Origin of the sequence: Streptomyces sp. NPDC088733 (assembly GCF_044751185.1) — a bacterium.
GTDB lineage: Bacteria > Actinomycetota > Actinomycetes > Streptomycetales > Streptomycetaceae > Actinacidiphila.
In genome coordinates this window covers 131,517-146,021 of record NZ_JBIVLH010000004.1, presented here as the reverse complement: position 1 = coordinate 146,021, position 14,505 = coordinate 131,517, and the positions used below count along the sequence as shown (strand labels likewise).

General features: G+C 73.6%; 12 protein-coding genes. 3 read left to right on the top strand and 9 right to left on the bottom strand.

Going from position 1 to position 14,505, the window contains the following annotated elements:
• Both ACIP64_RS09525 and ACIP64_RS09520 read right to left on the bottom strand, forming a co-directional pair.
• Window positions 1–2,037 carry an alpha/beta fold hydrolase gene (locus tag ACIP64_RS09525; RefSeq protein ID WP_401583407.1) on the bottom strand — a complete coding sequence of 679 codons (2,037 nt, stop codon included), beginning with the start codon at window positions 2,035–2,037 and terminating at the stop codon, window positions 1–3.
• Window positions 2,038–2,154: 117 nt separating this feature from the next.
• Window positions 2,155–2,727 (bottom strand): TetR/AcrR family transcriptional regulator, encoded by a 573-nt coding sequence (locus ACIP64_RS09520; protein ID WP_401583406.1) that lies wholly within the window; start codon window positions 2,725–2,727, stop codon window positions 2,155–2,157.
• Window positions 2,728–2,812: 85 nt separating this feature from the next.
• Here ACIP64_RS09520 and ACIP64_RS09515 point away from each other — a divergent pair, with 85 nt between their 5' ends.
• Window positions 2,813–3,736, top strand: coding sequence for an SDR family oxidoreductase (locus ACIP64_RS09515; RefSeq protein WP_401583404.1), 924 nt, complete (start codon window positions 2,813–2,815; stop codon window positions 3,734–3,736).
• A 69-nt stretch (window positions 3,737–3,805) separates the two neighbouring features.
• On the opposite strand, the gene ACIP64_RS09510 is transcribed toward ACIP64_RS09515, so the two are convergent.
• Window positions 3,806–4,609 (bottom strand): hypothetical protein, encoded by an 804-nt coding sequence (locus ACIP64_RS09510; RefSeq protein ID WP_401583403.1) that lies wholly within the window; start codon window positions 4,607–4,609, stop codon window positions 3,806–3,808.
• 604 nt (window positions 4,610–5,213) lie between these two features.
• Between ACIP64_RS09510 and ACIP64_RS09505 the strand changes: the two genes are divergently transcribed.
• Together ACIP64_RS09505 and dxs are read left to right on the top strand one after the other, a co-directional pair.
• Complete coding sequence (locus tag ACIP64_RS09505) at window positions 5,214–5,804, top strand: flavodoxin family protein (protein WP_401583402.1); 591 nt, start codon at window positions 5,214–5,216, stop codon at window positions 5,802–5,804.
• A 307-nt stretch (window positions 5,805–6,111) separates the two neighbouring features.
• Window positions 6,112–8,040, top strand: a complete 1,929-nt coding sequence (gene dxs / locus ACIP64_RS09500) for a 1-deoxy-D-xylulose-5-phosphate synthase (RefSeq protein ID WP_401583400.1) — start codon at window positions 6,112–6,114, stop codon at window positions 8,038–8,040.
• A 68-nt stretch (window positions 8,041–8,108) separates the two neighbouring features.
• On the opposite strand, the gene ACIP64_RS09495 is transcribed toward dxs, so the two are convergent.
• The 6 genes from ACIP64_RS09495 to ACIP64_RS09470 form a co-directional block, all read right to left on the bottom strand.
• On the bottom strand, window positions 8,109–8,945 hold the full coding sequence (locus tag ACIP64_RS09495) for a GNAT family N-acetyltransferase (RefSeq protein ID WP_401583399.1): 837 nt from the start codon (window positions 8,943–8,945) through the stop codon (window positions 8,109–8,111).
• Window positions 8,942–9,856: an alpha/beta fold hydrolase gene (locus ACIP64_RS09490; protein ID WP_401583397.1), complete on the bottom strand. Its 915-nt coding sequence runs from the start codon at window positions 9,854–9,856 to the stop codon at window positions 8,942–8,944. The genes ACIP64_RS09495 and ACIP64_RS09490 overlap by 4 nt, the downstream gene beginning before the upstream one ends.
• Before the next feature lie 66 nt (window positions 9,857–9,922).
• Window positions 9,923–10,870: an RNA polymerase sigma factor gene (locus ACIP64_RS09485; RefSeq protein ID WP_401583395.1), complete on the bottom strand. Its 948-nt coding sequence runs from the start codon at window positions 10,868–10,870 to the stop codon at window positions 9,923–9,925.
• A 73-nt stretch (window positions 10,871–10,943) separates the two neighbouring features.
• Complete coding sequence (locus ACIP64_RS09480) at window positions 10,944–11,897, bottom strand: RimK family alpha-L-glutamate ligase (protein WP_401583394.1); 954 nt, start codon at window positions 11,895–11,897, stop codon at window positions 10,944–10,946.
• Between the two features lie 49 nt (window positions 11,898–11,946).
• Entirely contained in the window at window positions 11,947–13,239 is a 1,293-nt protein-coding gene (locus ACIP64_RS09475; protein ID WP_401583392.1) for an MFS transporter, read from the bottom strand.
• Window positions 13,240–13,476: 237 nt separating this feature from the next.
• The gene (locus ACIP64_RS09470; protein WP_401583390.1) at window positions 13,477–14,475 is read right to left on the bottom strand and encodes an MBL fold metallo-hydrolase; all 999 of its coding nucleotides are present in this window, start codon (window positions 14,473–14,475) and stop codon (window positions 13,477–13,479) included.
• Window positions 14,476–14,505: the final 30 nt, after the last annotated feature.

The following is a 14,505-nucleotide window of genomic DNA, read 5'->3' as shown; positions in this document are numbered from 1 at the left end:
TCAGACCAGGTCGGGGCGCTGCCACTCCTCGCCCAGCACGTGGTGCGCCAGGAAGCCCAGCACGGTGGCGTACCAGAGCCGGATGTTGTTGGGCTTGGTGATCCAGTGCCCCTCGTCGGGGAAGTACAGGAACTTCGCCGGGACGTCGAACCGCGAGAGGTCGTTCCACAGGGCGAGGCCCTCGCCGATCGGCACCCGGTAGTCCTTGTCGCCGTGGATCACCAGCATCGGCGTGGTGATGTGCGCGGCCCGCAGGTGCGGGGACTCCCGCTCGTACCGCTCCGTGGTCTCCAGCGGGTCGCCCTGGCGGCGCATCCAGTACGCCGGGAAGTCGGTGACCTGCGCGAAGCTGTACATGTTCCACAGGCTCGCGTGGGTGACGATCGCCTTGAAGCGGTCGGTCTGCGTGGCGATCCAGTTGGCCATGTACCCGCCGTAGGAGCCGCCCATCATCGCGGTGCGCTCCGCGTCCAGGTCGTCCCGCTGCAACGCGGCGTCGGTGAGCGCCAGCACGTCGGTGTACGAGGCACCGCCCCAGTGCGCCCAGCCGCGCTCGTGCATGTGCTGCCCGTAGCCGGTGGACAGCGCCGGGTCGGGCAGCAGCACCGCGTAGCCGGCGGCCGCCGCCACCCAGGGGCTCCAGCGCCAGTGCCAGGCGTTCCAGCTGGTCTGCGGGCCGCCGTGCACCCACAGCAGCAGCGGCGCCGGGGTGCCGGGGCGGGCCTCGTGCGGCAGCACCAGCCAGGCGCGCAGCGCCGTCCCGTCCTCTGCGGTGGTGTGCACCTCGGTGAGGGTGCCGGGCAGTGCCGCCACCTGCCCGGGGGACGGCAGCGTCACCGGCTGCTGCCCGGGCGTCGCGGCGTCGAGGCGTACGGGCACGGGCGGGCTGTCCACGGCCGAGCGCAGCGCGTAGAGGGTGCCGCCGTCCGGGCTCGCCACCACGTCGGTGTAGGCGCCGGACGCGGTCAGCGCGACCAGGTCGCCGCTGCCGGTGGAGAGCCGGAAGACGGGTGCGTGCCCGGCCTCGTCGGCGGTGAACCACACCACCGGGGAACCGTCCTCGCCGGGCACGGGGGAGACGACCGGGGCACCGGGCCACTGCTCGAAATCGGGCAGCAGATCGCGGCCCGGGTCCTGGTCGTCGGTCGCGTCGGTGAGCCACAGCGTGGCGTCACCGGGGCTGTCCCAGGTGATCCGGCGCTCGCGGACGCAGACCAGACGGCGGCTGTCCGGCGTGAAGGCCGGGGCGCTGAACTCCGCGTCGGGGGACTCCAGCACCCGCAGCTGCTTGCCGGTGGCGGCGTCCACGACCACGACGACGTCGCGGACCTCGTCGGGGAGCGTGCCGACGGCCGCGGTGTAGGCGACGAGCGAGCCGTCGGGGGAGACCACGACGTCCCCGGAGCCGGTGACCCGGCGGGCGCCGCAGTCGACCGCGACGGGGTGCGCGGTTCCGGCGTCCGGGACGGTGAACACGTGCGGGACGGCGGGGCCCAGGTCGTGGTCCCAGTACCGGACCGGCACCGACTCGTGCAGGATCGCCGAGACCTTGGCCTTCCGGCGGGCCTCGCGCAGGCGCTCGTCCTGCTCGGCATCCGCCGCGCCGGGGAGCAGCCCGGCCGCCAGGGCGATCCGGGACGCCGCGGTGGCGGTCGCGTACCCGTCGATCCCGCCGGGCCTGGTGAGCAGCTGTGATGCCTCCCCGCCGCCGGCCGGCAGGCTCCACAGCGCCGCCTCCTGCGTGTCGTCCGCGCCCTCGCCGGGGTCGGCGGCCGGACGGGAGGAGAGGAAGAGCAGGGTGCCGTCGGGCAGGAACGCGGGGGCGGACTCGCCGCGTCCGGACCGGGTGAGCCGCCGGGCCGGACGTTCGCCCGCCGGGTCGACCTCCCAGAGCGCGTTGATGAACCGGGTGCGGTCGGTGGACAGTTCCTGAACCGCCGTCACCAGACGGGTTCCGTCCGGTGACAGGGCCAGCGAGGAGACCCGGGGCAGCGCGATGAACGCCGCCAGGTCGTGGAAGGGAGTGGAATCAGGCATGGGGATCATCCTCCGTCCCGCGGCGGACCCGCACCAGCCCTTTGTCATGCGCGGAGCGAAGCTTGGCTGATCACAGGCGTACGGCGGCCGGGGTCCGGTGCGCCGGTGGGGGGACGGTCAGTCCCGGCGGCCCTCGGTCACGGCCTTGAGGTCGTCCAGCGACTCCCGCATCAGCTGCGGCATCCCGTGCTCCTCGGAGGCCGCGATCCAGCGCTCGAAGCCGACCTTGAAGACCGCGATCCCCGCCTCGGCGGCCAGGCTCGCGGTCGAGGGCGCGACACCGCGCCGGTGCAGGGCCTCGGCCAGGGCGGCCGCCAGCGAGGCGAGCTTGATCAGCTCGCGCTCCTGGAGCTCGGGGTTCGCGACGATGACGGCCTGCCGCAGCCGGGAGTGCTCCCGGCGGCCGTCGAACATCTCGGAGACCGCGTCGAGGCCGGCCGCCACCGCGTCGATGGGCGCCGCCGGCTCCGGGGCGTCGACGACCGCGTTCACGAACAGTTCCTGCAGCATGCCGGAGCCGTCGAACAGCACCTCGCGCTTGTCGGCGTAGTGCCGGAAGAAGGTCCGCTCCGTGAGCCCGGCCCGCTTGGCGATCTCCGCCACGGTGGTCTGCTCGTAGCCGCGCTCGCTGTAGAGCTCCAGCGCCGCTCTCGCCAGGCGCCCGCGTCCGTCCGGCTCCCATCTGCCCATGCCGGGATTCTACGTGATGACAGTGCCTGACATCAGATGCTAGCGTTGATGACAGAAACTGACATCAACAGTCTGGGGTTCTCCCATGCGCATCTTCGTGACCGGCGCGTCCGGCTGGATCGGTTCCGCGGTCGTTCCCGAACTCATCGGCGCGGGGCACCAGGTCGTCGGGCTCGCCCGCTCCGACTCCTCCGCCGCCGCCCTCACCGCCGCCGGGGCGGAGGTCGTCCGCGGCACCATCGACGACCTCGACGTCCTGCGCGCGGCGGCCGCCGCGTCGGACGGGGTGATCCACCTCGCCTTCAAGCACGACATCGCCTTCAGCGGCGGCTTCCAGGACGCCGGCGAGGCCGATCGCCGCGCCGTCGACACCTTCGGCGACACGCTGGCCGGCACCGACCGCCCGTTCGTCCTCGCCTCCGGCGTGGTCGGCCTCAAGCCCGGGCAGCCGGCGACCGAGCGGGACATGCCCGTGACCGACGGTTCAGCGGTGTCGATCCGGGGGACCACCGCCCGGGCCGCTCTCGCCCTCGCCTCGCGCGGGGTGCGCTCGTCCGTGGTGCGGCTGTCCCCGACCTGCCACGGCGACGGCGACAACGGCTTCATGGCGACCCTGGTCGCCATCGCCCGCGCCAAGGGCGTCTCCGGCTACCTCGGCGACGGTGTCGGCCGGTGGCCGGCCGTCCACCGCCTGGACGCCGCCCGGCTGTTCCGCCTGGCGGTCGAGAAGGCCCCCGCCGGCTCGGTACTGCACGGTGTCGCGGAGGAGGGCGTCGCGATCCGTGACGTCGCCGAGGTGATCGGCCGTCACCTCGACGTCCCGGTGGCCTCCGTGGCCCCGGAGGACGCTGCCGAGCACTTCGCGTGGCTGAGCGGGTTCCTCGGCCACGACATCGTGGTCTCCAGCGCCCTGACCCGTGAACTGGTGGGCTGGCAGCCGGTCCACCCCGGTCTCCTCGAAGACCTCGACAAGGGGCACTACTTCAGTGCCCCCGTCGCCACCGCCTGATCGCCTGGCAGCCGGGCCGAGGACCCCGGAGTCGCCGCTCCGGGGTCCTGCCCCGCCCCCACGCCGTTCTCAGGCGGTCGCCGTGGCGGGCTCGGCCGCCTGGTCCGCCTTCGCCGCCGCCGTGCCGTCGCTCCCGGCCGTGGGCACGGGGGTGTAGAACACCGAGCCCTGCTGCCGGGTGCGTTCGGCGACGCCCTTCGCCACGAGCGCCTCCAGCGTGTTCCTGACCACCTGGGTCTTGGCCGCGCGATCGGGGTGCCGGTCGGCCAGGACATTGACGATCTCGCTGACCATGCGGGGCTCCTGGCTCGCGGACAGGATCTCCTCGAGGAGGCTGACCAAAGTCGGCCCGGATTCCGGCTTGCGCGTTCCGGCCGCGTTCTTCCTGCGCTGACGCGTGGCGGTCCGGACGGGTGCCTTCTTGCGGCCTCCGCGGGGGCCGGGGACCGCGGGCGCGGCGACCGGTTCCACCGCGGCGACGGGCTCGCCCGTGGCGGCGGTCGCTGTCGCTTCGGCCGCCTTCGCCGTGGCCGGCGCCTTCGGTGCCTTCGAGGTCCTCGCCGATTTCGCGGCCTTCGCCGGCTTCGGTGTCACGGCGTCCGCGGGTGACGCGGGTGCCTCCTCCACCGGCGCGGCCACCTCCTGCCGCCGGGATGCCGCGCCGCCCCCGGTGGGCTCGGTGCCCCGCAACTGCGTCAGCAGCTCGTGCTCACGGCCCAGTTTGGTCAGGTGCTCCTGCAACTCGCTGATCTGAGCGCGAACGCTCTCCTGTTCGCGGGCGTTGCTGTCCAGGTCGGCCGCGATGCGCGCGGCGCGCGCCGCCGCCCGGTCCTGGATCGTGGTGATGCCCGGCTCATTGGATTCTTTGGACATGTCAGCCCGCTCTCCTCATTCCGGTGTTGTTGCCGGATGGTACCCATTCGTTTGCCGAAATGGCGGGTGTTGTACCGCAGCGACCCCGAACGTGTGCGGATGGGGCCCTTGGTGTGCCCGCCGTCGGCACATTGCGTGTGCCTGCCGCACACGACGGTTTCTACGGTGGCGCCACCCCGCCGGTTCATCGCGGTGCACGGGATTCCCGGGATTGCGGGCCGAGTTGTGCGAGGCACCCGTGGGCGTACGCGGGCCCGGTGAACCATCCGTTCGCGGCCGGCCAGGCGCGTCCTCCGGTTGACGTCGGGCCGACGGGCCGGCGCGACCCCGCCTCCGGCAGCGACAACGGGAGCGCGCACCCCGCACCGTCGCGGACGCCGCTCCTGGGGCGCGCGGGGAGCAATGACACCCACGGTGTCGGGGCGGCCGGCGGCGGTGGCAACGGAGGTGCCCTATGTCATAGACACCCCCTCGGTGTCACAACATCGGAGGCTCCCTGGTCGAGGAAGTGCAAGGCCGACTGCCCGGGCCCCACGCCGGACGGTCGTCGGCCTCCCGGCTCCCGCAGGGGGCCGGCCGGACCCACTGCCTGGAGGAGAAGTCCATGACCAGCCCCGTCGTAGCGATCGCCTACCACTCCGGCTACGGCCACACCACCGTCCTGGCCGAGGCCGTACGCGACGGTGTGGTCGAGGCGGGAGGCGTCGCCCACCTGATCAAGGTCGACGAGATCACCGACGAGCAGTGGGCACTGCTCGACGCCTCCGACGCCATCGTCTTCGGCTCACCGACCTACATGGGCACGGCCTCCGGCGCCTTCCACCAGTTCGCCGAGGCCACGTCCAAGCGCTGGTTCGTCCACTCCTGGAAGGACAAGCTCGCCGCCGGATTCAGCAACTCCGGCGCGAAGAGCGGTGACAAGCTCCACACGCTCCAGTACTTCACCGTCCTCGCCGCCCAGCACGGCATGACCTGGGTCAACCTCGGCCTGCACCCGGGCTGGAACAGCTCCACCGCCTCCGAGGACGACCTGAACCGGCTCGGCTTCTACCTCGGTGCGGGCGCCCAGACCCACACCGACCACGGCCCCGATGAGGTCCACAAGGCGGACATCGCCACCGCCGGGCACCTCGGCCGCCGCGTCACCCAGCAGACGCGCATCCACGTCGCCGGACGCGCGGCGGTCGGCGCCTGAGCGAACGGCGGCCCACGCCCGCTCCGCGGACACCCGGCCGGTGCGCCCTCGGGCGCACCGGCTGCCGGCATGCGCGACCGCCGAACTCCGGCCGGCGGCGCCGATGTCCTGATGTGAGGCCGATGTGGCACGAAAGGCCGTCCGCCCCCGTCCGCTCCCGGATCTAGTGTCGTCAACGCGGTTGCGCAGGCCGGACCGTGAAACGGCGGCCCGCCCCGCGGAGTTGGCACGCGGGCGCGCCGGGCGGTGGTGGCCCGCCCGCCGCGCATCCGCCGACGGTACATCGGCACACAGGAGGAGCGGCGGCATGAGTCTGCTGGCACGGGTGAACCAGCCCTCGGACCTGCGAGGTCTGAGCCGTACGGAACTGGCCGGGCTCGCCGGGGAGATCCGCGAGTTCCTGGTCCGGCACGTGGCGGCCACGGGCGGCCACCTGGGCCCCAACCTCGGTGTCGTGGAACTGACCCTGGCCCTGCACCGGGTCTTCGACTCGCCGTGCGACCTGCTGCTGTGGGACGTCGGGCACCAGGCGTACGTCCACAAGATCGTGACGGGGCGTGCCGCGGAGTTCACGGGCCTGCGGCAGCGCGGCGGGCTCTCCGGGTACCCGAGCCGGGAGGAGTCCGCGCACGACCACATCGAGCACTCCCACGCGTCGGCGGCCCTGTCGTACGCCGACGGAATGGCCAAGGCCCGCAAGCTGGCGGGCGAGTCGGACCGGCACATCGTCGCCGTCGTCGGCGACGGAGCCCTCACCGGCGGGCTGGCCTGGGAGGCGCTGAACAACATCGCCGAGGCCCCCGACCGGCCGGTGGTGATCGTCGTGAACGACAACGGCCGGTCGTACGCACCGACCGTGGGCGGGCTCGCCCGGCACCTGGCGGCCCTGCGGGCCCACGCCGGCTACGAGCGCCTGGCGGGCTGGGGCAAACAGGCCCTCGGCGGCGCCGGGACGACGGGCCGGGCGCTGCACCGCACCCTGCACGCGGCCAAGGAAGGCATCAAGGAGGGCCTGCGGGCGGGCTTGGAGGGCCCGGCCGAGGCCGTGACGCCGTACTCCCTCTTCACCGCGCTGGGACTGCACTACCTCGGGCCCGTCGACGGCCACGACATCACCGCCGTGGAGACCGCCCTGGAGCGCGCCAAGGACCACGGGGCGCCCGTCGTCGTCCACTGCATCACACGCAAGGGGCTCGGTTATGCCCCCGCCGAGCAGGACGAGGAGGACCACCTGCACGGCATCGGCACCATCGACCCGCGGACGGGACGCCCTCTGCGGCCCTCCGCCCCGTCGTGGTCGGCGGCGTTCGGCCGCGAACTGGTGGAGCTGGCGGAAACGCACCCCGGCGTGGTGGCGATCACCGCGGCCATGCCCGGCTCGGTGGGCCTGAACGACTTCGCCGCACGGTACCCGGCACGGTTCTTCGACGTCGGGATCGCCGAGCAGCACGCGGTCGCCTCGGCCGCCGGAATGGCCATGGCGGGGCTGCACCCGGTGGTCGCCCTCTACGGCACCTTCCTGAACCGGGCACTTGACCAGGTGCTGATGGACCTCGCGCTGCACCGCCTCGGCACGACCCTCGTGCTCGACCGGTCCGGGGTCACCGGCGACGACGGGCCGAGCCACAACGGGCTGTGGGACCTGGCGATGCTCCAGGCCGTCCCGGGCCTGCGCATCGCCGCTCCCCGCGACGCGCGCACGCTCCGGCAGCAGTTGCGGCAGGCGGTCGCGGTCACCGACGCCCCGACGGTCCTGCGCTACCCGCGGGGCGCGGTCGGCCCGGACATCCCGGCGGCCGCCCGCGTGGGCGCGGTCGACGTCCTGCGTGCGGCATCCGGCACCGGTGGCGTCCTGCTGATCGCCGTCGGGACGACGGCCCGGGTCGCCCTCGAAGCGGCCGGGCTCTGCGCGGAGCAGGGTGTGGAGGTCACCGTGGTGGACCCGCTGTGGGTCAAGCCGCTCCCCGACGAACTGCCCGCCCTCGCCGCCGACCACGCGCTGGTCGTCACGGTCGAGGACGGCCTGCGGACCGGGGGCGTGGGAACGGCGGTGGTCCAGGCACTGCAGGAGGCCGGTGTCCGCACCCCCGTACATGTCCTGGGGGTGGCGGACGGTTTTCCCCGGCAGGCCGGCCGCGCCGAGATCCTCGCGGAAGCGGGCCTGACCGCGGCGGCCGTCGCGGACACCGTCACCCAGGCCCTGGCGCGGGCCGCCGCGCCCGTGTCAGGACGGTGACCTGGGGCGGCGGCCCGCGCGGCGCCCGCGACCGGGACCGGGCGCGGGCGCCCCGGTGCCCGGTCCGGCTACTCGCCCCACACCCAGGCGACCCGCTCGTACAGCGGCGCGAAGCCGGAGCGCAGCATGTTGTGGAGGGACGAGTTGTGGTCGCCGGGGCCCTCGGCCCCGGTCTCGGCGACGAGCCAGCGGCAGCCCGCGTCACGGGCTGCCTGGACGCGGGCCGCGAGGAGTGCCGACTGGGCACCGCGGCCCCGCGCCTCCGGAAGCGTCGCTCCGCCGAACATGTCGGCGCAGTCGCCGTTCACGAAGACGCTGCCGACCGCGACGATCCGTTCCCCGTCCCGGACGGCGTACTGCCGCCAGTTCGGCCGGCCCACGCATGCGGAGGCCATGTCGATCATGGCTGGCGTGGTGAAGCCGAACGTCGTCATCATCACGGTGGCCCACTCGCGGGCCTCGTGGGGTTCGACCGGGCCGACGCGCAGGTCCGGGTCGAGCGCGGCCGCGCTGTCACCGGTGTCGACCGCGGTCGCGACGTCGTACCCGAGCTTGGCGAAACGGGCGCCCTGGGTGAGGCCCCACTTGGCCGCGGTCGCGTCCCAGTCCGACGGCAGCACCGACGGCGCGATCATGAACGAGCCGCGCGGCACGCCCTGGTCGCGGAAGAAGCCGCACACCTCCTCCACGACGTCCGCCGTGACCGGCTCATCGGGCCCGAATCCCCCGACCCGGTTGAAGAAACGGCTCGGGTCCTCGCGGATGGCCAGTGCCCGCGCCGCGCCGAACTGCCGCGCGCCGATGCCCAGGGCCTCGTGCACGTCCGCCGGCGCGCCGGTCACGAAGTCGCTGTAGGCCCTGATCTCGGTCTCTTCGGCCAGGCCGGTCGGCACTGTGGTGCTCATGCGTGGTTCCCCTTGTGATGGTTGGTGGTGACGAAATCGAGCACGGCGGCGACGAACCTCTCCGTCTCCTCGATGTGCCCGAAGTGGCCGCTCGCGGTCAGCTCGCAGAGCCGCGCGTCCGGCATGCGGGTGCGGATCTCGTAGGCGTAGCGGGGCGGGCAGATGAAGTCGTAGCTGCCGACGATCACCAGGGCCCGTGCCCGGATGGTGCCGAGCCGGTCGCGTACGTCCCAGTCGGCGGGAAGCCGGTTCGGGTCATGGGTGGCCCGGAGGGCGGGCGCGCTGCCGATGCGCCCGATCGTCGCGCGGTGGTCGGCGAAGTAGGCGGGCAGGACGGCGGCGAGGTAGCGCTCCCGCGACCCGCTGTCGGTGATCTCCAGTGTCCCCGACATGCGGGCGCCCCACACCCGCCCCGCCTCGGCGGCCTCCGGCCGGTCCGGCCAGCGCCGGACGAACCGGTCCATCTCCCGGGTGGCCGTCCCGCTCATCTCCGGCCCGTACACGGGCGCGGTGTCGTAGAGGATCAGCCCGTCCAGGCGCTCGGGGTGGTCGAGGCCGAACTGCAGCGCGACGAAACCGCCGTGCGAGTGGCCGAGGAACCAGGCGGTCGGCGCCCCGAGGTCGTCGAGCACGGCTTCGGCGAAGCGCGCGTAGCGGGACATGGAGTAGTCCCCGTCCGGCAGCAGGTCACTGTCGCCGGACCCGACCGGGTCCACGTAGACCATGGTCAGATGCTGTTCCAGCGCGGGGATGCGCAGGTACTCGGGGTGCACACCGGGGCCCCCCGAGTGGACGAGGCACACCGGCCCGTGCCCCGTGACCCGGTAGACCTGGCGCACCCCGTCGACCAGGACGCTGCGCACCGCGGGCGCAGGGCCGCCGTACTCCGTCTCCGGAAAGGTTGCGTTCATACCCCCACGATGCGGTGAGGAGCGAAGAGGTTCGATCCGCCGCCAAGATTTTTTCGCGGGGCGGGCTCAGCGGTGGCGCGGGTGGTACAGACGCAGTCTGCCGTCACCGTTCGCGTCCAGGAAGTGCACCCAGACCACGCTGGGCGGGCAGTGGAACGGGTCCTCCGGCGGGCTGATGATGGCGGCCTCCCAGATGACCACCTCGCGGCCCGCCACCACGTTCAGCAGCCTCTGGCGGACGCCCTCGGAGACGTCACGCGTGAAGGAGAACCCCAGGTAGTCCAGGTCCGAGTGCTTGCCGGTCGGCCAGGTCACCTCCAGCCGGGGCGACCGCCAGTCCGCCCACGCCGAGGCGAGTTCGCCGCGATGGGCCGCCGTCATCGTCTCCTCGGCGAGGCGGCGGTGGCGGGCGGTACGGGTGGCGACGTCGTCGTGGACCTGGTCGCCCGTGCGCGCCAGTCCGCCGGCGAGCTGCGCCCGGGCCTGGTTGAGCCTGCTGCGCACGGTGCCGACGGGGGTGCCGCACAGCAGCGCGATCTCCTCGTAGGACGTGACGTCGGTGAAGTAGCGCAGCATGGTCACCAGCCGCAGCCCGGGCGACAGCCTGTCCAGCGCACTCCAGATCCAGTCCCGCAGGACGTGCCCGTCCAGCACGTCCGCCGGGTCGGGCGGGCCGCCCGAGCGGTCCATGGCGGCGAACCCCTCGAGCTCGGCCACCGGCACCGCCGACTTCTTCCGCAGCTGCGCACGGCACACATTGCGGACCACCATGCGCAGCCACGGGCCGGCGGCCTCCGGGTCGCGCAGGTCCCCGATGCGCCGCAGCGCGATGAGCGCGGCTTCCTGCACGGCGTCCTGGGCGTCCGGTCCGTGGCCCAGCACGGCCAGGGCGACCCCGTGCATGGCCGCCTGGTGCCTGGCGAGCAGCAGGCCGAGGGAGCCCGCGTCGCCTGCCTGGGCGGCCCGCACCAGGTCGACGTCCAGCGGTGTCCCGTTCGACAGCGGATCAGTCATATGCGGACCATTCAATCAGAACGGCCCGCACCCCGGTCCGGGCGCTCACGCCGGTGCCCGGACCGGGGCGGGGTCACGCGGCCGCGGAGAGGCGGTGCCGGATGTGGTCGACCAGTGCTGTTTCGACGCGCCGGCGCGGGGCGCCGGTGAGGTCCTCGTAGCCGGCCAGCACGGTCATCCACTCGTTGAACACGGGGCGGTCCCCGGTCAGCAGCCAGTCCACGCACAGATAGTCCGCCTCGAGACTGCGGGCCAGCCGCTCGCTCGACGCGGCGGTGTCACCGGGAGGTTCGTGCACGGAGCCGCTGCCGCCCTGACTCACGTTGGCCAGGTACGCCTCGTCGCCGGGGCGTCGCAGCAGCGCGGCGACGGTCTTGCCCTCGGACACGTAGACCCGCAGGTCGCCGGTGTTGGGCAGGTGGGGCTGGACCAGGCAGCCCAGGCCCGAGGGTGCCAGCAGGTCGACCGTGGCGGCGAGGTGCTGGGGTGTGTCGGCCTTCAGCACACCGAATCCCATGGCCATCGAACGCGGTTTCACCACATAGGGGCCCTCGGGCAGTTCGGAGCGGACGGCGTCGAGGGCGCGGCGCGCGTAGCGGCCGAAGGGCACACTGACCGTGGGCAGGACCGGCGCGCCCAGCGATGCCGCGTGGTGGTACATCGCCAGTTTGTCGGTGCCGAGGCCGTCGGGATCGAGGGTCCCGTCCGTCAGGAGCACGCTGTCCGAGGCGCGGATCGTCCGGACGACGGCCTCCAGGTGGCGGGCGATGCCCGGGTCCCAGGTCCAGGACGTGACGAGGAAGCCCGCCCGCTCCGCGAGCAGGTCGTCCCCGTCGTGCAGGAGGCGCGGGCGGCCGTTCCAGGCGGGGACGATGTCGCAGGAGTGGACGACCCGCACGTCGAAGCCGGCCGCGCGCAGCATGTCCACGCGCCCCGAGCCCTCGCGTTTCAGTCGCTCCTGGACACGCGGGTCGTAGTTGTCGGGTGTGGTGATCCACACCAGGGGGGCCGGGCCGGCGCCGTGCACGGGGTCTCCTTCGGTGGGCTGCGACGGGTGAGTGGTGCGGCGGGCGGGGTCAGTGGAGGAGGTCCGGTCGCGGTGCGGGGTCCGGACCCGGCAGTACGCGCAGCGACCGCAGCGGGGAGCAGAGCAGCCACAGGCCCGCCAGGGCGGTGCCGGCCGCCCCGGCCCAGACGGCCGTCCGGGTCCCGAAGGACTCGGCGAGGAGGCCCCCGGCGATGACGCCGAGCGGTCGCGCGCCCCAGGCGAAGAAGCGCACCGTCGCGTTGACGCGGCCCAGCAGGTCGGGCGGCACGGAACGCTGGCGGTAGCTGACCTGGGCGACGTTGTAGACGACCACGCCCGCCGCGAAGGCGAACTGGCCGCAGGCCACCAGCGCCAGCCGCGGTCCGGGGGCGGCGAGCGCGGACAGCAGCGTGCAGGGGCCGGCCAGGGTCACGCTCAGCACGACGGCGCGTCCGTCGCCGAGTCGTTCGATCAGGCGGCGTACGACGGCGGTGGCCAGCAGCCCGCCCGCCCCGCCGGCGGTGAACAGCAGCCCGATGGTGGCGGCGGGCACCGCCAGGTCCTGGGCGAGCAGCACCAGGAGCATCGCGTACCCCATGCTCCAGCAGAAGGTCATCGTGGTCGAGCAGGCCACGAGGGGGCGGATCAGCGGATGCCGCCACACATGGCGGACGCCCTCGGCCACCGCGCGGTGCAGGGGCTCGCCGGTCTTCGCCGCGATCCGCTCGCCGCGGTCCGGAATGCGGCCGAGGAAGACCGCCGAGCCCAGGTACGACACGGCGGTGACCGCGACGGCCAGGGGCGCGGTGACCGCCTGCACGACGAGTCCCGCGGTCCCGGGGCCGGCGACGGCCGCGGTCTGCTCCACGGTGACCAGGCGCGCGTTGGCGGCGACGAGCCGGTCGGCCGCCACCAGGTGCGGGAGGTAGCTCTGTTCCGCGACATCGAAGAAGGCCGTGGCGGTGCCCACCACGAGCGCGACCGCGCAGAGGGCGGCGACGGTGAGGGCGTCGAGCGCCCACAGGGCCGGGACGAGGGCGAGGGCCGCGGCTCGCACGAGGTCGGCGGTGATCATGATCCGCCGCTTGCGCATCCGGTCGACCCAGACCCCGACGGGCAGCCCGATCAGCAGGAACGCGACGGTCTGGCACGCGGAGACCAGCCCCACGCCGAGTGGCGAGGCGTGCAGGGAGGTCGCCGCGATGAGCGGCATGGCGAGGTTCATCACGACGAACCCGGCCTGACTCAGGGACTGCGCGAGCAGCAGCCGGCGCAGTGCGGTGGGCAGCCGGCCTCGGCCCACGCCGCGGGCGGTGCCGTTCGGGACCGTGCTGATCTGCATACGACCGCCGCGGGAACCGCCCGGTGCCGTGGACACCGGGACGTGGACACGTCAGAACGCGGGGAACCTTCGCAGCTTCGCGCCGTGCCCGCAACGGGCCGCTCCCCGCAACTCCCACCTGCACCCCGTACGTTGGCGGCTCACCGGTGGTGTGGCGCGTCGCGCGGCGTGCCGGGCGGAGAGCGGGCGGAGAGACCGGTGAGAGGAGAGCTCGTGGTGGAGGAAAGGCCCCGGGGGTCAGGCCGGCGTGAAGCTCCGCAGGGCGACCGGGTCGACGACCCGCGTTCCCGCGCCGCGGGCGGCGGCCGCCTCGTCCAGGGCCGCGGCGGCCGGCGACCGGGCCGGCACCGTCCCCGGGTCCGCCGCCGCGAGCCGGGCGAGCGGGGTGACCATGTCGTCGTGGTGGCTGGGCAGCACGACGGGCGGGTCGCCGAGCACTTCCAGCAGCCGTTCCAGGTAGCGGTGCACAGCGGAGTACGAGGTCATGCCGACGACGGCCACGTCCGGCCGCAGGCCGGTGAGTTCGCGCTCGGCCAGGTTGCTGGTGCCGGACAGGTAGACCGACGGGCCGCCGTCGAAGCGGACCATGTAGGCCAGCGTCCGGCCCTCCACCAGGTCGCCGAGGGTCCGGGGCGCGGTGGGAGCGGCGGTGCGCGTTCCCGGCGCGAAGTAGCCGTGGTCGCCGAACTGGCTGTGCAGGCTGCGCACGACCTCCACGGTGTAGCCGGGGAACTGGAGGTACTCCCCGCCCTGCACCCGGACGACGTCGGCCAGCCGCCGGGCGGGGGCGTCCATCGCGCCGAGCAGATGGTGCGAGGTCTCGTCGCACAGGGTCCGGATGCGGTGCCCCGCCCAGGCGTCGCGGGCCAGCAACTGCGGTACGTCGGCGAGGTGGTCGAAGTGCCCGTGGCTGACCAGGACGAGGTCGGGAGCGCCGGACAGGCTCTCCCGCGCGATCCGCTCGACGCTGTCGGGAGCCGTCCGCAGCGGGAGCGACGGGTCGAGCTCCCCGTCGGGCGACTCGAAGGGCATCCTGCTCAGATAGGGGTCGAAGAGCAGGCGGGTCTCCCCGAAGCGGAGTTCCCAGCCCGCCACTCCCAGCCAGCGCATGGTCAGCCCGGCGGTGCTCGCGCGCCGGCCGCCGGCGGCGTGCGGCTCCGGTCGTGCGGCTCCCAGCAGGACCGACGAACCCATGGCCACGGCGGTCTTGAGAACCATGCGGCGCTGCTGCCTCATTCACCCCTCCTGAAACACAGAGTGAGATCA